General features: G+C 71.6%; 21 protein-coding genes. 11 read left to right on the top strand and 10 right to left on the bottom strand.

Annotated features, from left to right (window positions below):
• Nucleotides 1-84: 84 nt before the first annotated feature.
• Nucleotides 85-525, bottom strand: a complete 441-nt coding sequence (locus QLQ12_RS05600; protein ID WP_282757563.1) for a MarR family winged helix-turn-helix transcriptional regulator — start codon at nucleotides 523-525, stop codon at nucleotides 85-87.
• A gap of 83 nt (nucleotides 526-608) precedes the next feature.
• Here QLQ12_RS05600 and QLQ12_RS05595 point away from each other — a divergent pair, with 83 nt between their 5' ends.
• From QLQ12_RS05595 to QLQ12_RS05580, 4 genes are all read left to right on the top strand, one after another.
• Nucleotides 609-821: a hypothetical protein gene (locus QLQ12_RS05595; RefSeq protein ID WP_282757914.1), complete on the top strand. Its 213-nt coding sequence runs from the start codon at nucleotides 609-611 to the stop codon at nucleotides 819-821.
• Nucleotides 822-885: 64 nt separating this feature from the next.
• A complete protein-coding gene (locus QLQ12_RS05590) occupies nucleotides 886-2055 on the top strand; it encodes a glycosyltransferase family 87 protein (RefSeq protein ID WP_282757562.1) in 1170 nt (389 codons plus the stop codon).
• 154 nt (nucleotides 2056-2209) lie between these two features.
• The gene (locus tag QLQ12_RS05585) at nucleotides 2210-2866 is read left to right on the top strand and encodes a YdcF family protein (protein ID WP_282757561.1); all 657 of its coding nucleotides are present in this window, start codon (nucleotides 2210-2212) and stop codon (nucleotides 2864-2866) included.
• An 81-nt stretch (nucleotides 2867-2947) separates the two neighbouring features.
• Entirely contained in the window at nucleotides 2948-3931 is a 984-nt protein-coding gene (locus QLQ12_RS05580) for a lipoprotein (protein WP_282757560.1), read from the top strand.
• 333 nt (nucleotides 3932-4264) lie between these two features.
• Here QLQ12_RS05580 and QLQ12_RS05575 read toward each other — a convergent pair whose 3' ends face one another.
• Entirely contained in the window at nucleotides 4265-5005 is a 741-nt protein-coding gene (locus tag QLQ12_RS05575; protein WP_282757559.1) for a helix-turn-helix domain-containing protein, read from the bottom strand.
• Nucleotides 5006-5233: 228 nt separating this feature from the next.
• Between QLQ12_RS05575 and QLQ12_RS05570 the strand changes: the two genes are divergently transcribed.
• Both QLQ12_RS05570 and QLQ12_RS46865 read left to right on the top strand, forming a co-directional pair.
• Nucleotides 5234-5572, top strand: coding sequence for a hypothetical protein (locus QLQ12_RS05570; RefSeq protein WP_282757558.1), 339 nt, complete (start codon nucleotides 5234-5236; stop codon nucleotides 5570-5572).
• Nucleotides 5565-6203 carry a DUF397 domain-containing protein gene (locus QLQ12_RS46865; RefSeq protein ID WP_328518259.1) on the top strand — a complete coding sequence of 213 codons (639 nt, stop codon included), beginning with the start codon at nucleotides 5565-5567 and terminating at the stop codon, nucleotides 6201-6203. Before QLQ12_RS05570 ends, QLQ12_RS46865 begins: the two co-directional genes overlap by 8 nt.
• A gap of 269 nt (nucleotides 6204-6472) precedes the next feature.
• On the opposite strand, the gene glnA is transcribed toward QLQ12_RS46865, so the two are convergent.
• Nucleotides 6473-7897 carry a type I glutamate--ammonia ligase gene (glnA, locus tag QLQ12_RS05560; protein WP_282757557.1) on the bottom strand — a complete coding sequence of 475 codons (1425 nt, stop codon included), beginning with the start codon at nucleotides 7895-7897 and terminating at the stop codon, nucleotides 6473-6475.
• Nucleotides 7898-8088: 191 nt separating this feature from the next.
• Between glnA and QLQ12_RS05555 the strand changes: the two genes are divergently transcribed.
• Nucleotides 8089-8460, top strand: coding sequence for an RDD family protein (locus QLQ12_RS05555; protein WP_282757555.1), 372 nt, complete (start codon nucleotides 8089-8091; stop codon nucleotides 8458-8460).
• Nucleotides 8461-8466: 6 nt separating this feature from the next.
• Here QLQ12_RS05555 and QLQ12_RS05550 read toward each other — a convergent pair whose 3' ends face one another.
• Nucleotides 8467-10641, bottom strand: coding sequence for a hypothetical protein (locus QLQ12_RS05550; RefSeq protein ID WP_282757554.1), 2175 nt, complete (start codon nucleotides 10639-10641; stop codon nucleotides 8467-8469).
• Nucleotides 10642-10645: 4 nt separating this feature from the next.
• Nucleotides 10646-11653, bottom strand: a complete 1008-nt coding sequence (locus tag QLQ12_RS05545; protein WP_282757553.1) for a hypothetical protein — start codon at nucleotides 11651-11653, stop codon at nucleotides 10646-10648.
• A 242-nt stretch (nucleotides 11654-11895) separates the two neighbouring features.
• On the opposite strand from QLQ12_RS05545, the gene QLQ12_RS05540 reads away from it, so the two are divergent.
• From QLQ12_RS05540 to QLQ12_RS05530, 3 genes are all read left to right on the top strand, one after another.
• Nucleotides 11896-12234 (top strand): WXG100 family type VII secretion target, encoded by a 339-nt coding sequence (locus QLQ12_RS05540; RefSeq protein WP_282757552.1) that lies wholly within the window; start codon nucleotides 11896-11898, stop codon nucleotides 12232-12234.
• 20 nt (nucleotides 12235-12254) lie between these two features.
• A complete protein-coding gene (locus QLQ12_RS05535) occupies nucleotides 12255-12539 on the top strand; it encodes a WXG100 family type VII secretion target (RefSeq protein WP_282757551.1) in 285 nt (94 codons plus the stop codon).
• 319 nt (nucleotides 12540-12858) lie between these two features.
• Complete coding sequence (locus QLQ12_RS05530) at nucleotides 12859-14079, top strand: S8 family serine peptidase (RefSeq protein WP_282757549.1); 1221 nt, start codon at nucleotides 12859-12861, stop codon at nucleotides 14077-14079.
• A 101-nt stretch (nucleotides 14080-14180) separates the two neighbouring features.
• On the opposite strand, the gene eccB is transcribed toward QLQ12_RS05530, so the two are convergent.
• Both eccB and eccD read right to left on the bottom strand, forming a co-directional pair.
• The gene (gene eccB / locus QLQ12_RS05525; protein ID WP_282757547.1) at nucleotides 14181-15551 is read right to left on the bottom strand and encodes a type VII secretion protein EccB; all 1371 of its coding nucleotides are present in this window, start codon (nucleotides 15549-15551) and stop codon (nucleotides 14181-14183) included.
• Between the two features lie 7 nt (nucleotides 15552-15558).
• Nucleotides 15559-16968 (bottom strand): type VII secretion integral membrane protein EccD, encoded by a 1410-nt coding sequence (gene eccD, locus QLQ12_RS05520; protein ID WP_282757545.1) that lies wholly within the window; start codon nucleotides 16966-16968, stop codon nucleotides 15559-15561.
• Nucleotides 16969-17043: 75 nt separating this feature from the next.
• Between eccD and eccCa the strand changes: the two genes are divergently transcribed.
• Nucleotides 17044-20997, top strand: a complete 3954-nt coding sequence (eccCa, locus tag QLQ12_RS05515) for a type VII secretion protein EccCa (RefSeq protein WP_282757543.1) — start codon at nucleotides 17044-17046, stop codon at nucleotides 20995-20997.
• Here the strand turns inward: eccCa and QLQ12_RS05510 are convergent.
• The 3 genes from QLQ12_RS05510 to QLQ12_RS05500 are packed head-to-tail and all read right to left on the bottom strand — an operon-like array spanning nucleotide 20994 to nucleotide 24935.
• The gene (locus tag QLQ12_RS05510; RefSeq protein WP_282757541.1) at nucleotides 20994-21950 is read right to left on the bottom strand and encodes a hypothetical protein; all 957 of its coding nucleotides are present in this window, start codon (nucleotides 21948-21950) and stop codon (nucleotides 20994-20996) included. The genes eccCa and QLQ12_RS05510 overlap by 4 nt on opposite strands.
• On the bottom strand, nucleotides 21947-23248 hold the full coding sequence (locus QLQ12_RS05505) for a type VII secretion protein EccE (protein WP_282757539.1): 1302 nt from the start codon (nucleotides 23246-23248) through the stop codon (nucleotides 21947-21949). The genes QLQ12_RS05510 and QLQ12_RS05505 overlap by 4 nt, the downstream gene beginning before the upstream one ends.
• A gap of 28 nt (nucleotides 23249-23276) precedes the next feature.
• Nucleotides 23277-24935: a right-handed parallel beta-helix repeat-containing protein gene (locus QLQ12_RS05500; protein WP_282757538.1), complete on the bottom strand. Its 1659-nt coding sequence runs from the start codon at nucleotides 24933-24935 to the stop codon at nucleotides 23277-23279.
• Nucleotides 24936-25019: the final 84 nt, after the last annotated feature.

Genomic DNA, 25019 nt, shown 5'->3' with positions numbered 1-25019 from the left:
TGACGCAGATCCACATCTGGCCTCGTCCTCCCACCCTGCTCAACGAAGGCGGCGGATGAGTGCCGTGGATTTCACCTTCCCGTGTCAGCCGCCGGCGGCCGCTATCACCCGGGTCAGCGCCGCGTGCACGCGGCGAAGCTCCTCGACCGGCATGCCGAGCCGCTCGACGACGGCCGGTGGGATCTTCTCGGCCTCGGACCGCAGCTCGCGGCCCCGCTCGGTCAGGGTGATCGCCAGGCTGCGCTCGTCGGCCCGGTCCCGCTCGCGGCGCAGGTAGCCGATCGCCTCCAGTCGTTTCAGCAGCGGCGAGAGTGTGCCCGGGTCGAGTTGCAGCAGCTCGCTGAGGCGGCGCACGGAGAGGGGGGAGTACTGCCAGAGGGCGAGCATCACCAGGTATTGCGGGTGGGTGAGGCCCATTGGTTCGAGCAGAGGGCGGTAGATCGCCACGACACCGCGAGCGGCGACCGACAGGGCGAAGCAGACCTGCTGCTCCAGCGCCAGGGGATCGTCAGTCGGCTCGCTCACTTGCGTATCTCCTCAGGTCGACCGCTACTCTACCAATAGTTGGGGTACCAATCATTGGCCCGCAAACTATATGGGGAGGCGCTGTGCCGGGGTTCAAGGCGTGGTTCCACCGGACGTTCGACGACTGGTTCTTCCGCTCGATGATCGGCCCGGCGCAGACCAAGGGCGCCGTGCACGGCGCCGACCACTTCGCCCGTGAGTACTGGAAACGCGACCTGGAGAACCGCAAGCGGTTCACCCACGAGCAGCGCGAGCGCAAGCGTGCCGAGCGCGAGGCCCGCCGCGCCGGGGGCTAGGCCACGGCGGCCCGCTCCGACCGGTTTCTCCGGGGCCGCAGGCCGTCACGGTAAGGTCTGCGGCATGCCCCATCCCACTCCCGCCAAGCGAAAAGCGATAGTCGTCGGCCTGGTGTCGATCACGGTGGGGCTCATCGTTCTCGCGGTTCAACGCAACACGTACTTCGACTCGCGGGTCTACCACGGCGCGATCGTGTACTGGTTCCGTGACGGCGGCATGGTCTACGACTTCCTGCGGCCCGGCACTCCGTACGGCTTCACCTACCCGCCCTTCGCGGGCCTGGTCATGTCCCCGATGGCGGTCCTGCCGCTGCTGATGGTCATGGTCCTCGCGACTATCGGGACGGTGATCACCACCTGCCTGCTGGTCCACTGGCTGGTCGGGCCGTACATCGAGCGCAAGGGCTGGCCGACGGGGTTCGCCTACATGATCGCGTTCTGTCTCGCCCTGGCGTTCGAGCCGGTGCGCGAGACGATCGCCTTCGGCCAGGTCAACACGCTGCTGCTGGCCCTCGTCGCCGGCGACATGATGCTCGGCCTCGCCAAGGGCCGGAAATGGGCGGGCGTCGGCATCGGCCTGGCCACGGCGATCAAACTGACTCCCGGCGTCTTCATCGTCTATCTGCTCATCACCCGGCGCTGGCGGGCCGCCGGCACCGCCATCGGCACGGCCACCGGGGTGACCCTGCTGGCCGGGGCGATCTTCCCCGACGAGTCCCGCGAGTTCTGGACCTCGGCACTCTGGAACACCGACCGGGTCGGCGTGCTCAGCATCGTCTCCAACCAGTCCGAGCGGGGCGCCCTGGCCCGCCTGCCGATCGAGAGCATCGAGTCGCAGGTGTGGATGGCCGGCGTGCTGCTGACCGTCGCCGTCTGGGCGTGGCGGGTGGCGAGGGCTCGGGAGGACGTGCTCGGCGGGCTCGCCCTGACCGGCCTCCTGAGCTGCCTGATCAGCCCGGTCACCTGGATCCACCACTGCGTGTGGCTCATCCCGGCGCTGGCGCGCTGCCTCACCCTCTTCCAGGAGCACCGGTCGCGTTTCTATCTGGGCGCCGCGGGCTATCTGCTGATGACGTCGCACGTCACCTGGCTGTGGGACAAGCCGCCCAAGCCACCGCTGGAGTTCCTGGGCGGAAACATCTATGTCTGGTTCAGCCTGGCGCTGCTGGTCCTGACGCCTCTGGGGATCCGTCGTTCGTCCGACGCCCGTGAACCGGAAAAGATCACCGCCTAGTCTCCACGCCGTTCCACCTCGGCGGTCGGCCGCGCACCTGGACCGGCTGGTTCGCGGTGATCGACACGCGTGGACACCGCAGGCCGGCCGTACGCGCCGGATCACGCTCGGCCCGGCGGCTCGTCCTCGCTCGGCGCTGGCAGACTGATCTTCCGTGGGATTCGAGGTGCTGCCCGGGACGCCCGGCCTGACGCTGGGGGAGGTCGCGCACGTTCTGGTGCCCGGCCACGGCCGCAGCCCAGACTGCTCCGGGCTCACCCCCGGCGGCGCCGACCGCTGCCGGGTCGCCGCCGACCTGCACCGGTTCCTGGGGCGGGGCCTGATCGTCTGCTCCGGCTACAAGTCCCCGATCGACAGCAAAGGCGTGCCGTGGACCTCACCGGACGCCCCCGGCGAAACCTTCCGCGGCGTCCCCGAAGCCGACCTGATGCGCGCCTGGCTCCGCACCGCCGGCATCGACGACACGGCCGTCCGGGTCGAACGCCACTCCGTGGACACCGTCACCAACCTGCTGCGCGCCGAACACGAGGGCCACTTCGGCGACGACCGACCCGTCGCGATCGTCGCCCAGCGCGGCCACCTGCACCGCATCCTGTCGGTCGTCGCGCCGCGCACCCTGCGCCGCGCGTACCTGGGTGTGGTGGTCCCCGCCGAGGGCGCGGCCCGGGAGAACCCGCTGGCCCGCCCGTTGAGCCGCCTGATCAGCACCCGCCTGCCCTCGGACCCGGCGTCGGCGATCACCACCGCCACCCGCCGAGCCGAACGCCTCTGGGACACCGCCCAGCGTCTGGGCAAACGCTCCTACCACTGACCGTCGGCTCCCCTCGTCCGGATATCGATGGCTGGCTGTGATGTCACACGTCTAGGCTCCCGGCCTGTGGAGATCACTTCTATGCATGCGCCGGGCCGAGTAGTCATGGCAGCGGCCGCTGCCATGTCGGTTCTTGTCCTGACCGGTTGTAACAACACCGAGCCGACATCGCCGAGCGCGGAAGGGGCGTCGTCCGCGGCGACCGCCAAGGATCGGCAGGCCGAAGACTGTGAGGCCGTCGCCGGCTCATTGCGTGACCTGGTTAAGAGCATGATCAGCGCAGAGCTCAGCACGGACTCCGACTCCACTGCCGCTATCCGTAAGGCCCTCACCGATTACGCCACCACGGCGCGCGGTCAGGCTGCCAAGGTCACCGATCCCGCTCTGCGCGCCGCTGCGGAGAGGCTGGCCGCTGCCGCGGAGCAGCTGTCCAAGGCGAAGGACCCTACCGATCTGGATGCCCCCGCTTTCGAGAGCGGCACCGCTGAGATGGAGAAACTCTGCGAGGGCCCTCTGACTCCGACCGCCTCGCCGGGCACGCCCATCATGCGGCTGGGTGCTGCCGGCAGTGCTTGCGAGCTGCCGGTGACATTCGACCTGGTGCCGCTCTGGAAGCCGGAGGCCGTCGACCTCGGCAAACGTGAGGACGTGGCCTTCCTGTACCGCAACGGCCCGTTCGACGCGGCGTGCGTCGTGGACGGCAAGCCGGCCGGCGAAGTCGGCAACCTGCGGGTGTACATCGCCAAGACGCTGCGTACCGGCACCCCGCGCGGCCACCTTGAGGCATTCCTCGCCGCCGAATCCTCGGATGCCCGCAAGGCGGGCAACCTCGACGTGCACAACATCAGGTACACCGAACTCACGATCGGCGGGCAGCCGGCCGCTGAAGTGACCTACGAGCCGTACAACAAGGTGATGGATCACCAGAGCAAGTACTCGGCGTTCGCCCTGAACACCCCGCGCGGCGCGGTCGTGGTGAAGCTGGCGCCGTTCGGGGCGGACGAGTACGCCAACGTTCTGCCCGTGTACGAACTTGCCAAGAAGACCCTGACAATGAGCAACTGAGCCCGTCCCTCCCAACGAGAGACCGCCTCCACGGGGCTGAAGGTGCGTGTCCGGGCTGCCAGACGCCTTCACCGCCGCGGTGAAGCGGACGGGGCCCAACCCCCCAGCCGGTCGACGAGGCCGTGGCGGCCCTGTGCCTATTCATCCCCGACAACCGAGACCAGGCCGCACAGTTGCTGTTCACCTGGAAGAGCTTCGGCTACCTGTCCGAGGCCCACCGAGCCTGACTATCTCATCTGAGACACATCAGCGGCCCGCTCCCCGTGCTCAATCGAGCACACCGGGGGCGGGTCGCTCCGTGTCTCCCATGGGAGACGGCTGAACCCATGGGTTCTACTCGTTCTCGGGCTCCTCGGCGTACTTGGTGAGCGTCGCCTTGCTGGTGCTGGCGTCCAGGAAGGACAACTCCCACGGCCCGGTGTTGATGTCCATCTCCTTGCCGAAGCCGACCCACTTACCGGTCAGCCGGCGGCCGGTGGGCTCCGCGAGCAGCTGGATCGCTCCGTGGTAGCGGCCCCCGCGGTAGTAGCCGGTGGGGTCGGTTTCCTCCACCCACGTGCCGGTGATGACGTTCCCGTCGACGACCAGGTCCATGGTGAGCAACGACTTGTTGCCGCCGTGGAGGCTGCGCACAGTGACCCGGTCGCCGTGCTGCAACAGGACGACATGGTGCTGACCGGTGTACGTGTCGTTGCGGCCGGAACTGAAGTACTGGTACCGGCTGAGCCACACACCGGAGTAGCCGCCGTTCGATCGCGCTGGGCCCGCCTGAGTGGGCAGGGTGGTCCCGCGCACCTCCAAGTCGTGGCCGCCGCGTCCGTCGTCGACGACCATCGCGTCCACGTCAGCCGGGAAGCCGAGCGACTGGATGGGAAGGCGCGTGACGACTTCCAGAGCGCGGGCGCTTGCCGGGCGGGGCTGAGCGATCTCGCCGCTCTCGTAGCGTTGGACGGTTCGTTTGGTGGTGCTCTCGGCTCCGGCCTGGCGCATCCGCTCGGCGAATTCGTCCTGGCTGAGCCGCATGGACAGGCGAACAGCGCGGAGCGCGTTGTTCGGCCGGGACTGAGTGCTCATGATCCCGACGGTACTACTTACGTCGCCGGAATGTCGCCTCAAATGTCGCCGGAATGTCGCCTTGGGCGTCGTCGCAATCGGCGACGTTCTGGCGACATTCTTCAAGCGGGTTCGCGACCAGCGACGGCAGAGGGTTTGACCTCGTGCCCGGTGTCGCGTCCTGGCGGTGGCGAGCGTGCGGCTGGGTAGTCCACGAGCTTGCCGCCGCCCGACCCAGGGGAGGCGAGCGTGCTTACGGAAATCCAGCGATACCTGACGTGGCGACGGCGTGTCCGCGAGGTCCGCCAGTGGCAAGAGGCCGAGCGGCGCCAGGCAGCCGAACACTCGGATGCGGTCCGACGCAATCCTCGACCAACTGGCCCGACTCGCATGAGCCGGCCGATTCCGGTTGTCGGGCCGCGCGTGCTGCCGACTGACGGCATGGCCGAGGTGTGGATCGACGGCGGCTCCGGAGCCGGGTACGTCCGGCGCGTCCCGGCCAAGCGGCTCGTGTTGGACCCGGCCGACGATGGCATCGGGCATGGCGCTACCTACCTCCTCCAGCGCCCGGTGCCGTCCGATGGCTGAGGTGACCTTGCGCGAGTTCGTCGACTGGCCCGGCTATCCCCTGGCTGAGGGCAGCGCCCCCGATGGGTTCATCCGGCACCTCGCGAGCCTTGTGCCTGACTGGCGCATCGACGATCCGGATGCCGACACCGCCGACATCTGGATGGCGGCGGTGGAACCGGGTGGGGCCCGCAGCGTCGCCGTCACCACGGACCGCCCGGGGCCGGACGGATACCGCAGCGTCGACGAATGGGAGGTGGACGGCAGCGGCAGCGTGCGCGTGCTTGCCCGGCTCACTCTCCACCACGACGCCGGGCCGGAGCAGTTCGCCGCCGCTCTGCGGACACTCCGGGCACTCGGGGCACTGCCGGCGACCGGGCATGAAAACGTCCCGGCCACGCCGGCCGGGCGGACGAAGGAGAGCGAAATGATCATCGAAACCAAGGGCATGACGATCAACTTGGCGGACGCCGAGTGGCGCAAGGCCGGCAAGTCCAATGCGACCGGCCACTGCGTCGAGGTGGCATTCCTGGAGAACGCCACCGTGGTCCGCGACTCGAAGAACCCGTCCGGCCAGCCGCTGGTCTTTACCGGCGCCGAGTGGGATGCGTTCCTGGACGGCGCCAAGAAGGGCGAGTTCGAGCGGGCGTAGCTCGAGCGCGGTGGTCGGGGCCCGGGTGGGCAGGGGGCCCGGCCACCGTCGGCTATTCGGAGGTCTCGGTCCGGCGCCCTTGTCGTGTCAGGCGGACTTGATCTCCGCGATGGCCCGTTCGGTGCGGCCAACATCTATGGCCACCTATGGCCGACTGCCGAGGACCGTACCCGCAAGGCCGCGGACTCGCTGATGAGCGAGACGTTTGCGGACCCTGTGCGGACCGACGGTCCCCGGCAGGCGGTCTGACCAGGCAAGGAGCAGATCAATTACACGTTGTAGTACATCTCGAACTCGTGCGGGGTCGGGCGGAGCCGGACCGGGTCGATCTCGTTGGTTCGCTTGTAGTCGATCCAGGTGGAGATCAGGTCGGGGGTGAAGACGCCGCCGGCGGTGAGGAAGTCGTGGTCGGCTTCGAGCGAGTTGAGCACGGCGTCGAGCGAGCCCGGCACCTGCTTGACGTCGCCCCACTCCTCCGGCGGGAGGTCGTAGAGGTCCTTGTCGATCGGGGCCGGGGGCTCGATCTTGTTCTTGATGCCGTCGAGGCCGGCCATCATCTGCGCCGAGAACGCCAGGTACGGGTTCGACGACGGGTCCGGGACGCGGAACTCGATGCGCTTGGCCTTCGGGTTGCTGCCGGTCACCGGGATGCGGGTGCAGGCGGAGCGGTTGCGCTGCGAGTAGACCAGGTTGACCGGGGCCTCGTAGCCGGGCACCAGGCGCCGGTACGAGTTGACCGTCGGGTTGGTGAACGCGAGCAGCGACGGCGCGTGGTGCAGCAGGCCGCCGATGTACCAGCGGGCCATGTCGGACAGTCCGGCGTAGCCGGTCTCGTCGTAGAACAGCGGCTCGCCGTTCAGCCAGAGACTCTGGTGCGTGTGCATGCCGGAGCCGTTGTCGCCGAACAGCGGCTTGGGCATGAACGTCGCGGTCTTGCGGTGCTCCCAGGCGGTGTTCTTGATGATGTACTTGAACAGCTGCATCTGGTCGCCGGCGTGCAGCAGCGTCGAGAACTTGTAGTTGATCTCGGCCTGGCCCGCGGTGCCGACCTCGTGGTGCGAGCGCTCGACGGTGAAGCCGGTGTCGATCAGGCGGCGCACCATGGCGTCACGCAGGTCGCTGTAGTGGTCGACCGGGGAGACCGGGAAGTAACCACCTTTGTAGGCGGTCTTGAAGCCCTTGTTGCCGCCCTCTTCCTCGCGGCCGGAGTTCCAGGCGCCCTCGATCGAGTCGATGTAGTAGAACGACTGGTGCGCGGAGGTCTCGTGCCGGATCGAGTCGAAGATGTAGAACTCCGCCTCGGCGCCGAAGTACGCGGTGTCGGCGATGCCGCTGGAGGCCAGGTATGCCTCGGCCTTCTTGGCCACGTTCCGCGGGTCACGCGAGTAGGCCTCGCGGGTGAACGGGTCGTGGATGAAGAAGTTGAGGGCCAGGGTCTTCTGGATCCGGAACGGGTCCACGAACGCGGTGGCGACGTCCGGGAGCAGCATCATGTCGGATTCGTGGATGGCCTGGAAGCCGCGGATCGAGGACCCGTCGAAGGCGAGGCCGTCGGTCACGACGCTGTCGTCGAACGATTCCACCGGGATGTTGAAGTGCTGCATAACACCCGGGAGGTCACAGAACCGTACGTCGACGAACTTGACGTCCTCGTCTTTGAGGTATCGCAGGAGTTCCTCGGGATTGGCGAACACACGTCCTCCTGGCACAGTTTTCCGATACCGGGCGGCATGGGCCGCCACCTGGCAAGGCTGGTCGCGACGTTATGGGTAGCGAGTTGCCCCGGCGTATCCCTATTGTTTCCGCCGTGTTACGTAGTGCGTGGAGCAGGCACGGTGGAGCGCGAGCCGAGCATTTGGGACCATATCGCGTACGCTGCGCAGCCGTGGCTGCTTCAACAAACGACGGGCCGGCCGGACTCGGCCCGCGGCTCGGCGCGCTGGTGATCGACTGGGTGCTGTGCCTCCTGATCGCGAGCCTCTACGCCAGCCCGTTCGTGAAGTCCTGGCCGGCGGTGCTGGTCCTGATCGTCGCCAACACCTTCTTCCTCGGCCTGTTCGGCCAGACCCCGGGCATGCGGCTGCTCCGGATCCGCTGCGTCTCCTATCCGGACGGTGGCGTCCTCGGTCTCGGCCGCGGCCTGATCCGGGCGGTGCTGCTCGGCCTCTTCATTCCGGCGATCATCCTGAACGGTGAGGGCCGGGGACTGCACGATCGCGCCGCCGGCTCGATCGTGACCACGGTTCCGCGGCCCTGACGGGGACTATCTGTCCTGGAAGGCGCGGCGGATCTCCGGCTCCGGCGGTTCCTCGCCGCGCCCGGCCACCACGCCGCCGCCCGGGGTCCGTACCCCGAACGCCTGCTCGTCGGTGACCAGGTCGTGGTCGTCGCGAACCGGGATCGGCTCCCCACCGGCCCGGCGTTTGCCGAGTTCCGGCGCGACCGTGCCGGGCCGGCTGACCTCTGCCGCGGACTCCGGCCGCGTGGCCGCGCGGCTGCGCAGGCCCCACGGGCCCCCGTCCGGGCGGGCGCGTTCCGGCGCGTCGACGACCCCGGCCCCGGCCCGCCCGCGAGCCTCCTCCGCACCGAACAGATCCGACCAGGCCGCCGAGCCGGGCTGCCTGCGCGGCGGCCGGTAGGGCGGGGGAGCGGCCGGTGAGGTGGGCCGGTTGAGGACCGGCGGTGTGGTGCCGGGCCGCTGCGCGGACGCCGGCGGCCGAACCTCGGCGGCGCTTCCGGGCCGCGCGCCGCGGTCGTCGGCGGGATTCTTCAGTACGGGCGGAGCCGCCGGCGTCGGCGGGCGACCGAACGTCTCCGTCCCGCCCGGTGTGCCGGGAACCCGGTCCGGCCCGCCCGGACGTCCGCGCCCGCGGTCTCCCGGCCGCCCTGTCGCGGGCGGCGGCGGGGTGACACCGGGTGTGGGCCGCCCGGGTCGGCCGGTCTGCGTCTGCGGCGGCGGGGGAGTGCCCGGCTGCCCGCTCCGGCGGTCGGCGGGCCGCCCGGTCGCGGGCGGTGGCGGCGTGATCCCGGGGGCGGTGCGCCCGGGACGGCTGGTCTGCGGCGGCGGGGTGACGCCCGGCGTGGTCCGGGTGGGTCGCTGCGGGGCGCCGGGCCGTCCGGCCGGCGGCGGAATGACCGCCGGGCCGTTGCGCCGGATCTCCCGGCCACCCGGCGGCACGATCGGCGTGGCCGGGCCCGACGGCCGGCGGATCGTCCGTCCCGGCGGCAGGCCACCGGGCGGGATCGCCACGTTCGGTCCACGCCCGGGGCGGCCGAGCTGCGGCGGCAGGCCGGGGCGCACGGCGCCGGGCGGAATCACCGTGGGGCCACCGGTGCCGGGCGGCAGGGCTCCAGGCGGCAGAGCACCTGGCGGCAGGGTTCCGGGAACCGGCGCGGGCTGCCCCGGCAGCGCTCCCGGCGGAAGGGCGCCGGGCGGCAGCACACCGGGCGGGAGGGCGCCAGGCGGCTGAACCCCACCGGGTTGCGGCAGCTCAAGGCCCGGCGGGAGGGTTCCGGGAGGCGCCACACCAGGAGGCAGAGAACCCGGGGGTACGACACCAGGCTGCTCCGGCACGGGAAGTGGAACCCCCGGCGGCAGCAGGCCGGGAGGCGGGTTCTGCCCGGGCAGAAGCCCGCCGGGCGAGTTGCCGACCGGAAGCACCGGGACTCCGGGCCCGGCCTGGCCGGGCCCGCCCAGCCCGCCCGGTCCGCCGGCGCCGGGCAGTCCGCCGGGCTGGTTGAGCACGGCGTTCAGCGGCTGCACCGGCGGGCCCACCCCACTGGCGACCATGCCGATGTAGTCGAAGAACTGGTCACCGTAGTGCTGCGCCAGCCGCTGCGCCTCCAACCGGTAGCGGTCACGGATCGCCGCCTGCTCCTCGGCCATGTGTTCCTCGGCCGCCGCGTCCCAGCCCTGGCCCTCGGACAGCCAGACCCCGAGGTGCTCCACGAACCCGAGCTGCCGCGCCGACTCCTTCAAGTCCCGCTCGTAGTCGACCATCAGCCGGGCCACCGCGTACCGGGCCTCGGTGGAGACGTTGACCATGTGACGCAGAGCGGTCACGTTCTGCTGGGCGGCCTCCATCCACACGTCCAGATAGGCCAGGGTCTCGCCCGGCCCCTTCTGCAGGAACGCGTCCCGCGCGGCCGGCGACCGCCAGGCCTCCTCCCGCAGCACATCGCTCTGCTTCAACACGAAACCGCGCACGTCGGCCATGAACGCCCAGGCGTTCTGCCACTGGTCGGCCAGCGCGGCCATCTCCTCCGGATGCATGTTGTAGATCCGCTGCGCCACCTGCTCGATCGTGGTCTGGTTGCCCGGCCCGGGCGGCGCGGTGAACGGCAGTGTCGACGGTGGATAGCTGCCGTAGTGCAGTTGGCCGCTGTACGGGCTGTACCCGTAGTTGGGGTCGGCGGTGGCGCCGTAGTAGTCGGCCACCGGCTCAGCCGTTCACTCGGTACTTGTCGGCGATCGGCGGGCCGGCGAATTCCCGCCCGGTGGTGGCGATGCCGGTGACCACCCGGTTCTTCTCCACGATCTCGCCCTTCTCGTTGCGCTCGGAGGTGACCGTGACCTGTTCGCGGGTCGTCGCATCGGTCGTCTCGACCGTCCGGCGCACGGTCTCGCCGCCGGCGTCACGGACCTCGGTGCTGCGGCCGGTGACCTGTTCCCCGTCGTACCGCGTGCGGGTCTCGGTCGTTCCGGTCTGCTTGCCGTCCGCCCCGAACTGCTCCGCGACGGTGATCTCGGTGTTCCCGGTGATCCGGGTCGACGTGCGGGTGGTGACCGACGACGCGACCTCGCCGCCGGCGCCGAAGATCGTCGTGGTGGTCGTGACGGCTCCGCCGGGTGGCGTGAACGTCATCACCTCGCGGCGCTCGCCGCTCGGCGCGGTCGCCGTCTCCAGCGTCTGGTACGCCGAGATCGGAGTCGTCGATGTGATCCGCCACTGCGGACTGTCCGCGGGAAGAGACGCTGAACCGCCGGCCATCTGCCGTTCCTGGTAGGTCTGGCCGATCCCCGCCGGCAGTTCGTCCGGACGAGGGACGGATTTGTCCCCGTACGCGAAGAGAACGTCGTTGAGGGAAGCGGCCGAAGTCGCGTCGCCGGACCGGTAGCTGTCGGCGACCGTGCGTGCCGCACTGCCGATGTTGCCCACCGACTCGGCCAGTTTCTGCAGGTAGACGGTCAGCTCGCCGGCGTTGGCCACCAGCCGGGCCCGGACCGCGTCGGCCTCGCCCAGCACCTCGCCGGTGAACGCCTGTCCGGGTCCCTGGCTCAGCGGGCCCAGGTAGCCGGCGCGGGAGGCGATGTCGATCTGCTGGTTCGTCATGAGAGTCGCGTACTCACGGAGCCCGTCGAGGTCGACGTCGACCGCGGGGCCGCCGCCGAGCCACGGTGCGCTCGTGTTCTTCGCGGTCTGGTCCGCGTAGGGATTATCCGCTCCCATCACGCCTCCCCCAGGCTCGGCGGTGATACGCCCCCGCAATTGATCAAGTTAATTGTCGATCGCGGTGAGCGGGTGACACGGAAGAGTACGCGCGCACCCCCGATCAGGTTCGACGAGATTCTTTGAAAAAGCTTCGAACCGAGCCCCGGCGGACGGCGTACGGATTGGCATAACCCACTGGCGGACCTGACCGGGACGCCGGACATCAGAATCGGGGAGACATTGTGGCAGGAACGCCGGGCATGGGTCAGGTCCATGCCACTCAGGAACAGCTCAACGCGATGGCCGGCCGTTGCGCCGACACCGGGCAGAACATCTCGCGCGGCATGAACCAGCTGCTCGGCCAGATTCAGGGACTCAGCGGCGGCGCCTTCGCTGGAACCGCGAACAACGCCCTTCAGGACGTCTCGGTGCAGCTCAACGACGGTCTCAACAAGATCATGCAGGCGCTGGACGAGCTGGGCGGCAAGATGTCCGCCGCCTCCCAGACGTACGGCGTGAACGACGACGAGGCCGCGCAGGCCATCCGTGGTGCCGCCGCCGGTGGCGATGGCGCCGTCATCAACGCCCTCCGCGGCTGATCGGGAACGGGGAGAAAATCATGAACATCACCTATAACTTCGGGCAGATCGCCGACACCTCGGCCTCCATCAACAGCTTCCAGAGTCAGATGGACCAGCAGCTCAACGACCTCTACACCGCGTTCACCCAGCTCTTCGCGCAGGACTGGACCGGTGCCGCCGGCACCGCGTGCGACGAGGCCCGGCAGAAGTGGAACCAGGGCGCCACCGAGATCAAGCAGGCGCTGGCGAGCGTCGGTGTCCGCCTGGGCAGCTCCGCCGAGCGGATGCAGCAGGTGGACGCGCAGATCGCCTCCAACATGTGACGATGCGATTCGCTGGCGGGGCCGCCGGTATTGCCGGCGGCCGCTCCACGTTTGTGCGGAGGATGGGAATGGCGATTCTCCGGGAAGTTCAGAAGGTGCACGAAGGTGCTGTGACGATGGGTTAATTGCTCGGGGAGAGAATCGGAGTACGGGCGCCGTGAGAACCTGGCCGCTGTTTTCGATCATCATTTCCGTCACGATGTCGCCGGGTCTTCTTGCCGCGCCTGCTTTCGCGGCCTCACCGGTTTCTGCGGGGCCGCCCGCCTTTGCGGCGGCGTCGGGTCTCGTGGGGGCGTCTGTTGTCGCGACGTCGGGTTTCGTGAGGGCGTCTGTTGTCGCGGCGCCCGGGCAGAACTGTGCGCAACCCGGGGAGGACCGGATCAACGGCTCCTGGCCCCGCGTCATGCTGCAGGCCGACGCCGTCGAAGCCCTGGAGAACGGCGGGAACACCAGAGTCGCCGTCCTCTCCACCGGAGTCGACGGCGGGCAGCCGCAACTCGGCGAGCGGGTGCTCACCGGCGCCGACACCGTCGACAACGCGGGCGGCGCCGACCAGGACTGCACCGGAACCGGCACCCAGGTGGCGGGCGTCATCAGCGGCTCACGGACCGGCGACGGCGGCGGCGTCTCACCAGGCTCGGTCATCCTGCCGATCCGGGTCATGCCCGACGACCCCGCCGGATCCGAACCCACCCCCGACTCGCTGGCCCGCGGCATCCTCACCGCGGTCCAGAACCAGGCCGACGTCATCGTCGTGGCCGCCCCCGTCTACGACGACGAACCCGTCCTCAAATCGGCCGTGTCCACCGCGGTCGCGCAAGGCGTCGTCGTCGTGGCCGCGGCCGGCGACCTCGGCTCCCGAGACGACGGCAATCCCGACCCGTACCCGGCCTCCTATCCCGACGTCATCGGCGTGGGAGCGATCGACCAGAACGGCCAGATCTCCCCGGACTCACAGTTCGGCAGATACGTCGACCTGGTCGCGCCGGGCGTCGCCGTACCCACTCTGCAGACCGGCCGTGGCCTGGTGCTCGCCGACGGCACCGCCGTCGCCGCCGGTTTCGTCGGCGCGGCGGCCGCCCTGATCCGGGCCCGGGAACGCGACCTGCCGCCCGGCGAGGTGGCCCGCCGCCTCATCGCGACCGCGAGCCCCGCCCCCGCCGGCCCGGCCTTCGGCGCCGGCGTGGTCAGCCCCTACGCCGCCCTGACGGCCCGGATCGTCGACTCGGACGCCCGCCGCATCCCGGCCCTGCGACCACCGCGACTCCCGGACGACAGCGCCGAACTGCGGCGCCGCGCCATCGCCGTGAACGCCGCGGTCGTCGCGGCCATCCTGGCCGGGGCCCTGCTGCTCGCGGCCGCCGCCCTGCGCCGCAGCCGCCGCCAGTGGCGGCCGGGCCTGTCGCCCCGCGTCGCGGCGCCGCCCGAACCGCTGGAGCCCGGCCCGCCGGTGATGCTTCTCGACACCCCGCCGCCATCCGGCGCCGATCTTGGTGCGCCGGCCGCCGATTCGGGTGGCCAACGCACCAAGATCCGCTAGTGGCAACCGCAGCCACGCGGTCCCGGAGCGCGGAGTGTGCCGGGCGTCTGCGTGGGGGCGCGTGGGTGCGGTTGGGTGCGGCGGCGAGCGTACGAAAATAGTCAGGGGTTCTGGGCTCGCTGGAGCGCGGCGTTGGGGTCGAGGGTGACGCCCGCCGGGACGGAGTTGATCAAAGCGGTGGGCACCGTGACGGCGATCGCGGGGGTGTAGCCGAGGCGGGCCAGGGCGTCGGGGCTCGGGACCGGGTGGCGCAGGCCCAGGTCGGTGACCAGCATGAAGCCGCCGGAGCCGGGAACGCGCACCAGGGAGAAGCGGCCGGCGGGAACGCTGACGGCGTCGGCGAGGGGGCGGCCGGCGTCGGTGGTGCCGCCGGTGGGGATGGCGGCGCCGAAAGCGCTGGCGGGGACGCCCACGGCGACGGTGGGGGGCTTGTCGGCGGCGGACGTGACGGCGCAGGCTGATTCGCCGGCGGCGATGCCGGCCAGCGGGGGGACCTGGGCGGGGCCACGGACGCCCGCGTCGTCGTTCTTGAGGGACCGGCTTTCCGGGATGTCGGTCAGGTCGCCGACCGCGATCGGTTTCGGATCGCCGAAGCCCTCCTCGGCGCTGAGGATCACCTGTTGCAGTCCGGTGATGGCGGCGCGGCCGTCGGCGAGGATCAGGTTGAACTGTTTGCCGCTGCCGGTTTCGGTGACCAGGATGTCGCCGACGTCGAAGCCGCGGGCGGCGCCGGACGGGGTGCCCGGCGCGCGGACGTCGATGGGGGCGAGGTCGGCGCCGGACGGGAGCGCGTTGAGCCAGGCGGTGCTGACGCGGATCGGGTCGTCGTCGGTGCCGAACAGGGCCACCGCGATCGCGGTCTCCGGGATGCGGTACTTGCGGCCCTGCCAGATCAGGTGACTGACCTGGGCGCGGGGGTTGTCGGTGACCAGCAGGGCGCGGTCACCGAGGGCGGCGCCGGCCGGGCCGGTGGCGCCGACCAGCAGGACCGAGCCGACGTTGCCGTCGGGGATCGCGCACATCGTCCACGGCAGACCGACCCGCCGGCCGGGGTCGGGCAGGGACGCGGGGGCGCCGGCGATGCCGATGGTGTTGCCGCGGGGGGTGCCGGTCAGGGATTTCGCGGCGATCCGGAAGACCGGTGGGTCGGGGCGGCCGGCGGCGAGTTTCGCGGAGGCGAAGTTGAGAGCCGGGTTGAGGCGGTTGCCGAGGTAGACGAAGCTGGCGCCGGTCTCCCGCTCGACGACCACCGAGCCGTCTTTCTGCCACTGGTTGGAGCCGGTCTTGGTGAGGATGCCGTAGATGCCGAATCCGGCGGCCACCAGGATCGCGACCATCAGGCCGCCGAACAGGGCCCCGATGCCGCGGCGCAGCGGGGACTGGGCCGGGTCGGTCTCGCGCATCACGAACGCCGAGATCACCCGCTGGTTCATGAACTGGTACGACTGGAGCTGATCGCGGCGGGAGATCACCGGCGGCTCACCCGCCGATCGAGGCGAACAGGCCGCGGATGTCGTCGAAGACGCCGATCACCGCGCAGGCGAGCGGGATCAACGCCATGATCGCGACGATGTCGAAGATGTCGGCGGCGCGGCCCAGGTAGGGCGACGGCGCCCGGCGGCTGTAGATCAGCGCGGACGGCAGGGCCACCGCGGTGACCAGCGCCGCCCCGGCGACCAGCACCACCCCGGAGACGGCGCCGGTGACGACCGGGCCGACACCCAGCCCGGCCAGCCCGAGCAGGCCGGCGACCAGCAGGGGCACCCGCTGCTGCGGGGTGGGCAACAGGCGGGCCCGCAGCAGCAGGGCGGCGATCGCCGCGATCATCAGGAGTACGGCGGAGGTGCCCGGCGTCGACAGCGCCAACCAGGTCATCGCCACGATGCTGCAGATCGCCGCGGACAGGATGAACCCGGTCAGCACCTCGGACGCCCGCACCACGGCGGCGAACACGTCCGCCCGGCGGGGCATCTGCTCGTCCTTGAGGATCTCCTCGGCCCGGGCCGGCAGGTCGGGGAACGGCAGCCGGCCGAGCCAGCCCGCCAGCACCGGATAGGCCGGGAGCAGGCCGATCGCGGCGGTCAGCGCCACCGCCGCGGCGCCCTCGCCGGAGACGCCCGAGAACGACAGCACCGCGGCGAGCAGGCCGGTCAGGGCGGCCGCGATGCCGGCGACGAAGAACCGGGTCAGCCCGGCCACCCCGGCATGCCCGATCACACTGATCACCAGCAGCGCCGACGAGCCGAGGACCAGGCCGGGGGCGCCGACGTCGAGGAAGCCGCCGCCGGGCTGGGTGAGCAGCCAGGCCCCGCCGGCGAACGCGTAGGGCAGGCCGCTCGCGGCCACCACCCCGCCCGCGTTCGCGTCCTTGAACGCCCGCGACAGCAGGATGCCGAGAACCGCGCACGCCAGCGAGACGACCAGGGCGACCACTCCCGGGAGCACCCAGCCGGGACCGGTCGCGGCCAGCCCGGCCAGGCCGAGCAGCAGCGCGCCGGCGGTGACGGCCAGCCCGCAGCGCCGGGTGGCGGCGGGGGTCCAGGACCGGGCGGCCCGCCGGGAGCCGCTGGCGATCACCTCGACCACGTCGTCGTACGCCAGCTCGGGCCAGTCCTCCCGGGCCGGGTTGAGGTGCAGCAGTTCGCCGTCGCGCACGCCCTGGGCGGCCAGGTTGCGCCCGGGCTCCAGAGCGGTGCCGGTGGCCCGGCGCAGAACCCAGCCGCCGTACCGCTCGGCGGGCTCGCCCAGCGCGCCCTCGGCGTGCCGGAGCAGGTGGGGCAGGAGTTCGGCGACGAGCATGTTGTCGGGCAGCGCGAGATCGAGACGGCGGGTGGGAGCCGCGATGGTCACCCGGGCCAGGGAGGGCCCGCTCGATGCGGGTGCGCTCACAGTGGACAACGTAGCAGGATCGCCGCCGGATGATGGATAGGATGACGTCGCTACGTCACAGATGGGGAGCCCAGAGTGACAGTGACGATCATCAAGCGACCGCCTCGCCGCCCGGCGCCCGTCATGCCGTCCGGTGAGATCCCGCTCGACCCGCCGCCCGAGGTGCCGCCGCCTGCGGGCAAGGGCTGGACCAGGATGCTGATGATCCTGCCGATGGGCGCCGGCGCCGCGGCCATGGGCCTGATGATGGGCGCCCAGCGGGGCGGGGCGATCACCTACGTGGCCGGCGCGATGTACGGCGTCTCCATCCTCGGCATGATCGCCATGATGGCCGCCAACACCACCGGTCCCGGCAAACGCGAGATGATCGAAGCCCGCCGGCAGTACCTGCGCCAGCTCTCCCAGCTCCGGGCCCAGGTCCGCAACACCATCCGCCGGCAGCGGGAGGCGCTCTACTACCGCAACCCCGACCCGGAGACACTCTGGACGTTCACCGACAGCGGCCGCCTGTGGGAGCGCCGGCGTGGCGACGCCGACTTCACCGTGGTCCGCATCGCGGTCGGCCCGCAGGAGGTGGCGACCCGCCTGGTCCCGCCGCAGACCCGCCCGGTCGACGAGCTGGAGCCACTGTGCACGATGGCGCTGCGCCGGTTCCTCAACACCTACTCGGTGGTGCCCGACCTGCCGGTGTCGGTGGCGCTGCGCGACTTCTCGCACATCTACGTGCGCGGCGCCGACCGGCAGGCGCACGACTTCAGCCGGGCCCTGCTCGCCCAGATGGTCACCTTCCACGCCCCCGATGACCTGCGCGTCGGCGTCTGCGTGCCGGACCACGAACGCGGCCGGTGGGAGTGGGCGAAATGGCTGCCGCACGCCCAGCACCCGGGCAAGACCGACGCGACCGGCCCGGTGCGCCTGGTCGCCCCGAGCGTGCCGGCGCTGGAGGCGATGCTCGACGACGTGCTGGTCAACCGGCCCCGCTTCGACCCGGCCGGCGCACCCGGCGGCGGGCCGCACGTCATGGTGATCATCGACGGCGGCTCGACCGCCGGCTCCGACCACCTGATGACCGAGGGCGGGGTCGCCGGGGTCACCATCGTCGACCTGTCGGTGCCCCCGCCGCGGCTGCTCGACGACAGCTCGGTGGTGCTGGAGATCGCGGCCGACGGCACGGTCACCGGCGCCACGATGGACGGTCCCACCGAGGTCGGCACGGCCGACGCGCTCAGCCTGGCCGAGGCCGAGGTGCTGGCCCGCGAGCTGGCGCCGTTGCGGCTGTCCGCCGCGTCGATGGCCGACACCCCGGCCATCTCCCAGGACACCGGGCTGGCCGACCTGCTGGAGCAGGACGACCCGTACCAGATCGATCTGAACGATCTGTGGGCCAGCCGGCCGAACCGGGACCGGCTGCGGGTGCCGATCGGGGTCGGCGCCGACGGCCGGCCGGTCGAGCTCGACCTCAAGGAGTCCGCACAGGACGGCATGGGCCCACACGGCCTGCTGGTCGGGGCCACCGGCTCCGGCAAGTCGGAACTGCTGCGCACCCTGGTGCTCGCGCTCGGCCTCACCCACAGCCCGGAGATCCTCAACTTCGTGCTCGTCGACTTCAAGGGCGGCGCCACCTTCGCCTCCCTGGACCGGCTGCCGCACACCGCCGCGATGATCACCAACCTGGAAGGTGAGCTGCCGCTGGTCGACCGCATGCTCGGCGCCATCCAGGGCGAGCTGACCCGGCGGCAGGAACTGCTGCGCAAGGCCGGCAACTACGCGTCCCAGCGCGACTACGAGCGCGCCCGCTCGGCGGGGGTGCCGCTGGCCCCGCTACCCAGCCTGCTGTTCATCGTCGACGAGTTCTCCGAGCTGCTCAGCGCCCGGCCCGACTTCATCGACATGTTCGTCCAGATCGGACGCGTCGGGCGCTCCCTCGGCATCCACCTGCTGCTCGCCTCGCAGAAACTGGAGGAGGGGCGGCTGCGCGGGCTGGAGTCCCACCTGTCCTACCGGATCGGGCTGCGAACCTTCTCGTCGATGGAGAGCCGGGCCGTGCTCGGTGTGCCGGACGCCTACGAGCTGCCCCGCTCTCCCGGGCACGGCTACCTGCGTACCGGCACCGAAGGGCTGATCCGGTTGAAGGCGGCGTACGTCTCCGGGACGGTCCGCAAGGACGGTGCCACCCCCGGCCTGGGCAGCCGTGGCGGGAACCCGATCCGGGACTTCTCCACGTTCTATGTGGCGCCGCCGCGCGACGAGCTGCCGAGTGCGGACGAGCAGCCGAAGGAAGAGGAGAGCGCGGTCGGGGACACCCTGCTGGAGGTGATGGTCCGCCAGATGGAGGGCAAGGGCGCGCCCGCCCACGAGGTGTGGCTGCCGCCGCTGGACAAGGCGCCCACCCTGGGCCAGATGCTGCCGCCGGTGATCACGATGCCGGAGCGTGGGCTGACCGCGGACGCCGCGGAGCGGTTCGGTTCTCTGCACGCGCTCGGCGGCATCATCGACAAGCCGTACGACCAGCGCCGCGATCCGATGTGGCTGGACCTGGCCGGGGCGGCCGGCAACGTGATGATCGTCGGGGCGGCCCAGTCCGGCAAATCGAACCTGCTGCGTACGCTCGTGGTCAGTCTGGCGCTCACCCACACCCCGCGTGAGGTGCAGTTCTACGGGCTCGACTTCGGGGGCGGGCCGCTCAGCGCGCTCGCCGACCTGCCGCACGCCGGCGGGGTGGCAACCCGTCGCGAGGTGGACCGGGTCCGGCGGACCATCGCCGAACTCCACGGGCTGATGCGGGCCCGGGAGGAGATGTTCGCCGCCGAGAACGTGGAGGGCGCGGCGGCGTACCGGCGGGCCAAGGCGCAGGGACGGTATGCCGAGGACGCGTTCGGTGACGTCTTCCTGGTGGTCGACGGCTGGGCGACCCTGCGCGCCGAGTTCGAGGACCTCGAGACCACCGTGCACGAGCTGGCCAACCGCGGTCTCGGGTTCGGCATCCACGTGCTGGGCGCGACGAACCGGTGGATGGACGTCCGGCCGCAGATCCGCGACGTCTTCGGCACCCGCATCGAGTTGCGGCTCGGCGAGGCCGGCGACTCGGTGATCAACCGGCGGGAGGCGGTGAACGTGCCGGAGGACGCGCCCGGCCGCGGCCTCACTCCGGACGGCCACCACTTCCTCGCCGCGCTGCCCCGCATCGACCGGGAACAGCGCGTCGACGATCTGGCCGAGGCGGTGGCCGACCTGGTCCGGCAGGCCGGCGAACAGTGGACGGCGGCCCCGGCGCCCCCGGTCCGGCTGCTGCCGGCCGAGCTGCCGTTCGAGGCGCTGCCACCGGCCCGGGGCGGACTGGTGCCGATCGGTATCGCCGAGACCGACCTGCAGCCGGTCTCGCTGGACTTCGACGCCGAGCCGCACACCCTGCTCTTCGGCGACGTGGAGAGCGGCAAGAGTTCGTTCCTGCGCGGCCTGGCCCGCTCGATCGTGGCCGCGCACACCCCGGCCGAGGCCCGTCTGCTCCTGATCGACCTGCGGCGCAGCCTGCTCGGCTGCGTCCCGGCCGAGCACACCATCGGCTACGGCACCTCGCACCAGGTGACCGCCGACCTGATCAACCAGGTGGCGGTCGCCATGCGGGAGCGGCTGCCCGGCCCCGACGTCACCCCCGAGATGCTCGCCGACCGCAGCTGGTGGAAGGGCCCGCGGCTGTACGTGCTGGTCGACGACTTCGACCTGATCGCGTCGGCCAGCCCGAACCCGTTGACGCCGCTGCTGGAGTTCCTGCCGCAGGCCCGCGACATCGGCCTGCACGTGGTGATCACCCGGCGGATCGGCGGCGCCGGGCGGGCGCTGTTCGATCCGGTGATCGGGCGGATCCGGGAGCTGGCGTCCCCGGGGATCATGATGTCCGGCCAGCGGGAGGAGGGACCGCTCTTCGGCAACCTCAAACCGCAGCCGCTGCCACCCGGCCGGGCGTGGATGATCACCCGCAAGCACGGTGCCCGGCTGGTGCAGCTCGCCTGGTCCCCGCCGGGACGCTAGCGGCGGGGCAGACCGACGTACTGCTGTTCGATGCCGGTCTGGTTCAGGAAGAGGTAGCGCTCGTCGCCGTCGCCGATCAGCGCCATCATGTCGTCGTTCATCGACTGGAGCAGCTGCCCGCTCTGCGGTGGCAGTTTGAGCGCCGCAGCGGCCAGGGTCGCCTCGTCGCCGCCGAGCCGTTGCAGGACCGCCAGGCCGGCCTCCTGCAGCGCCGCCACCCCGGGCCGGTCCAGCTGCCGCAGAATGGTCAGCCGGGTGTGCCAGGGGCCCAGCGGCGGACTCGTCATCGGCCCGGTCATGCCCAGGTCGTAAACGGTGAGCAGGGGAGTCTGGGCGGTCCCGCTGTACGGCCCGCCGGGCTCCTGGCCGACCACGGTGAGCCGGTTCTGCTGCCCGGTGGCCCGCTCGCCGAAGCCCGCCCACGCCCGCGGCTCGGTCGTCACCACGACCACCCGGACTCCCGCCGAGAACGCCCGGAAGATCAGCAACTGGGCCGCCCACACCCCGCCGACCAGCGCCACCAGCACCGGATCGGGCGCGAAGAGCCGCACCGGCACCGGCGCCTGCCGCTGGTCACGCCCGAGGAGCAGGCCCGCCGGCGTCGACACCGTGGCCGTCACCCGGCGCAACCCGGACCGCGGGACGGTGTGCCAGCCGATCCGCAGCCGGCTGGTGCGCCCGGACGGCCCGGTCCGGTCGCGGGGGCTGTCGTGCGGCTCCTCGGGCGGCGGGCCGCCCGGCTGGTCCGGCGGGCGGGTCAGCGGCGCCGGAGTGGCCAGCGGCGCCGACGTCACCACCGGTGCGGCCAGCGTTCGCGACTGCGGGACAGCGACCCGCGCGACGGCCGGAGCGTGCTGCGGCTGGGGCGCCGGAGCAGGCCGTGGCGTTGTCTGGCGTGGTACCGGAGCGGCCTGTGGCACCTCGTCCGGATAGGGCCTCGGGTAACTGCTCATCCCGCCCCACCTCCGGTGGGCGCGGTCGCGTAGGCCGCCGGGCCCTGTTCCCCGTCGAGCGCCTGCAACTCGCCCCCGGCGCGCCGCGCGCCTTCCCGCAGCACCCGGTCGAGCGCGCCCAGGTCCGCGTCGGGCCGGGTCGCCAGCCGGATGAAGGCGCGCATCGGGACCTCGTCGCCGCCGCCCGCGCCGAGCACCAGGGCCACACTGGTCTGGGCGGCCGGCGCGGTCGCCGCCCACGCGAACAACGACCCGATCTCGGTCGCCGACTCCGGCCAGGTCTTCAGCCAGTACGTCCGGTGGACCAGCCGCGCGGACCGCCAGTGCGTCCACGCCTCGTCCACCCCCGGGCCGTCGGCCAGCGCCCACGGCTCCACGTCGCACGAGCGGGCCAGCAGGGCCAGCAGCCGCTCCGCGTCGAGCGGCCGCCCGGTGACACCGAGCCGCCGCAGGCTGGTCACCACCTTGCGGGCCAGCCCGGCGACGAGCGTGGCCGCCGCCTCCGGGTCGGCGGTGTGGTCGAGCAGCGCCTCGGCCAGGGTCTGCGCGTCGATGCGGATGCTGATCGACGACTCCCGGTAGGCCGGGACCGGGCTCGGGCTGACCGCCTCGACGAGTTGCCGGTAGGAGGCGCCGGACGGGGAGGCGGCCGGCACGTCCGGGCTCGGCGCGGGCACCGTGTGTGTGACCAGCTCCATCACCAGGCCCGGCTGGCCGGTGCCGGAGAGCGCGCTGAGCAGCGAGTCGAGCGGGAGGGGCGCGGCGGCCGGGTCGAGCGTGACGACGCTGAACCAGCCGGCCTCGTCCCGGGCGACACCGACCGTGCCCTCGGCGGCTGTGCCCCCGGAGGCCGGCGCTCCGGCGGTGGGGCCTCTCGACGCCGCGACGTCCCGCACGGTGAGGCCGGGCGCCACCGTGCGCAGCGCCGCCAGCACCGGGCCGGACCTCGCGTCGATCCGGGCCGCGCGGCGGCGGCGATGGTCGCGGGCGACCAGCCGGTGCTCCAGCCACCAGCGGTGCTGCCTGCGCGAGAAGACCAGCAGCAGGAGCGCCGCGGAGCCGGCGACGGCGACGGCGACCGTGAGCAGCGTGCCGGTGAAGGCCGCGGCGACAGCCAGGACCGCCGCCTCGGCGACCAGGATCTGCGCCAGGCTGAGCGTGCCGAGATGGCCCCGTTTCGGCACCGCCCGGACCGCCACCGCCGGCGTCGCCCCGGCAGGCGGCCGGTGCTGCGAAACGGGCGCGGGCGGCTGTGGCGGGACCGCCACCCCATACGTCGTTCCCTCACCTCGATGCACCAGATCGCCTCCGACGGAGTAGTTCAGCTCAGCGGGTCGCCACCTGGAGATCGGCGAGCATCAACGTGCGCAGATCGTCGCGGCTGGGCATCCGCCCCATCGCCCGCAGCCGCCCGGACTGCGCCTTGCGCATGCCCTCCAGCAGCTTGCGCGCCTCCCGGGCGTTACCGAAGTTCCGGCTCTGCTCGAGCTGCCCGAAATGGTGGTGCAGCGCCTCCGGCAGCCCCTGCGCGAAGATGTAGTCGTCCTGCCGGGCGATCCGGTCGGCGATCATCACCAGCTCGTCCGGCCCGTAGTTCTCGAACTCCATCGTCTTGGCGAACCGGGAGGCCAGGCCGGAGTTGGCGTCCAGGAAGTCGAGCATCTCCTGGGTGTACCCGGCGACGATGACCGCGACCTGGTCACGGTGGTCCTCCATCAGCTTGACCAGGGTGTCGATCGCCTCCTGGCCGAAGTCGGCGGCCGCCCCGCCGGCCCGGGCCAGCGTGTAGGCCTCGTCGATGAACAGCACCCCGCCCATCGCGTCCTCGAAGACCGACGTCGTCTTCTCCGCGGTATGCCCGATGTATTGTCCAACCAGGTCACGCCGGGACACCTCACGGAACCGGCCGTTCGGCAGGACGCCGAGCGCCTTCAGCAACTGCCCGTAGATGCGGGCCACGGTCGTCTTCCCCGTGCCCGGGGCACCGGTGAAGATCAGGTGATGGCTGACCGCGCCCACCGACAGCCCCGCACCGCGCCGCCACTCGTTCACCTGGATCTCGTCGATCAAGGCCCGGACCTCGTCCTTCACCCCGGTCAGCCCGATCATCGAATCCAGCTCGGTGAGCAGTCGCTCCACCTCGGCGGCATCCTGCGCGGCGCCGGCCGCGACGACCCCCGCTGTCGGCAGCCCGCCGGCGTCGCTCAGCGTCACCGTCGCCGTGGCGCCCGGATCGACCCGCACCGGCGGGTCGGCGGTCTCCTCCACCCGGCACCGCTCGACCTCGGCCGTGCAGCCGGCGCCGATCACGATGCCCGGACCGGAGGTCTGGTGCACCCACGTCTCCACGATCCGGACCGCGCTCGCATAGGCGACCACGATGCCCGCGTCGCCGGTGCCGGAGACGTCGCAGCGCTCGATCACCGGGCGCCCCGACTGATAGACGTAGACGCCGCGGTAGCCGCAGTCGCCGATCTTGGTGCCGCGGATCGCCGGGTCCGCGCCCAGCCGCACGATCACCCCGTCGTCGGAGACGCCGCGGATCTCACAGGACTCCACCGTGCCGCCGGCGTCGGAGAAGACGAAACCGTGCTGGCCGGCCACCACCCGCACCTCCGAGGCGTCGACCATCGCACCGCCGTCGGCCTGCAGGCCCGCGCCGTAACCCGCGGACAGCTCGCAGCGGCGCAACCGCACCCGGCCGCCGCCGATCGCGACCGCGGGATAGTCGTCCGAGACGAGGGCCAGGCCGTCCACCTCGACGTCACCGGAGGAGACCGCGAGCGCCGGGCCGTCCAGCCCGGACGCGTCCACGATCGCCGACCCCGGATCGCCGGAGGCGCGCACCGTCAGACGGCGCCCGGCCAGGTCGATGCGCTCCCGGTAGGTGCCGGGAGCGAGGATGACGACAGCGCCGTCGGGCGCCACCTCGAGAGCGTCTCGGAGAGTCGGATAGGTGCCGGGGACCGCCAGGGTGCTGACCACGAACGGAACTCCTTCGTGCCCGCGGGTGAGTCTGCGCCACCGTCCGCCTTGGACGCCGGACAGCGGCGTAGTCCCGAGGCTAGC

This window comes from Actinoplanes sandaracinus (assembly GCF_030009775.1).
GTDB lineage: Bacteria > Actinomycetota > Actinomycetes > Mycobacteriales > Micromonosporaceae > Actinoplanes > Actinoplanes sandaracinus.
This window is presented reverse-complemented; position numbering and strand designations above follow the sequence as displayed.

Coding starts and splice junctions, on each gene's coding strand:
- QLQ12_RS05580 (WP_282757560.1), top strand. CDS start 2,948: ATGCATGCGCCGGGCCGAGTAGTCATGGCAGCGGCCGCTGCCATGTCG.
- QLQ12_RS46865 (WP_328518259.1), top strand. CDS start 5,565: ATGGCTGAGGTGACCTTGCGCGAGTTCGTCGACTGGCCCGGCTATCCC.
- QLQ12_RS05510 (WP_282757541.1), bottom strand. CDS start 21,950: ATGAGCAGTTACCCGAGGCCCTATCCGGACGAGGTGCCACAGGCCGCT.
- QLQ12_RS05545 (WP_282757553.1), bottom strand. CDS start 11,653: ATGGGAGCGGATAATCCCTACGCGGACCAGACCGCGAAGAACACGAGC.
- QLQ12_RS05540 (WP_282757552.1), top strand. CDS start 11,896: ATGGGTCAGGTCCATGCCACTCAGGAACAGCTCAACGCGATGGCCGGC.
- QLQ12_RS05590 (WP_282757562.1), top strand. CDS start 886: ATGCCCCATCCCACTCCCGCCAAGCGAAAAGCGATAGTCGTCGGCCTG.
- QLQ12_RS05575 (WP_282757559.1), bottom strand. CDS start 5,005: ATGAGCACTCAGTCCCGGCCGAACAACGCGCTCCGCGCTGTTCGCCTG.
- QLQ12_RS05535 (WP_282757551.1), top strand. CDS start 12,255: ATGAACATCACCTATAACTTCGGGCAGATCGCCGACACCTCGGCCTCC.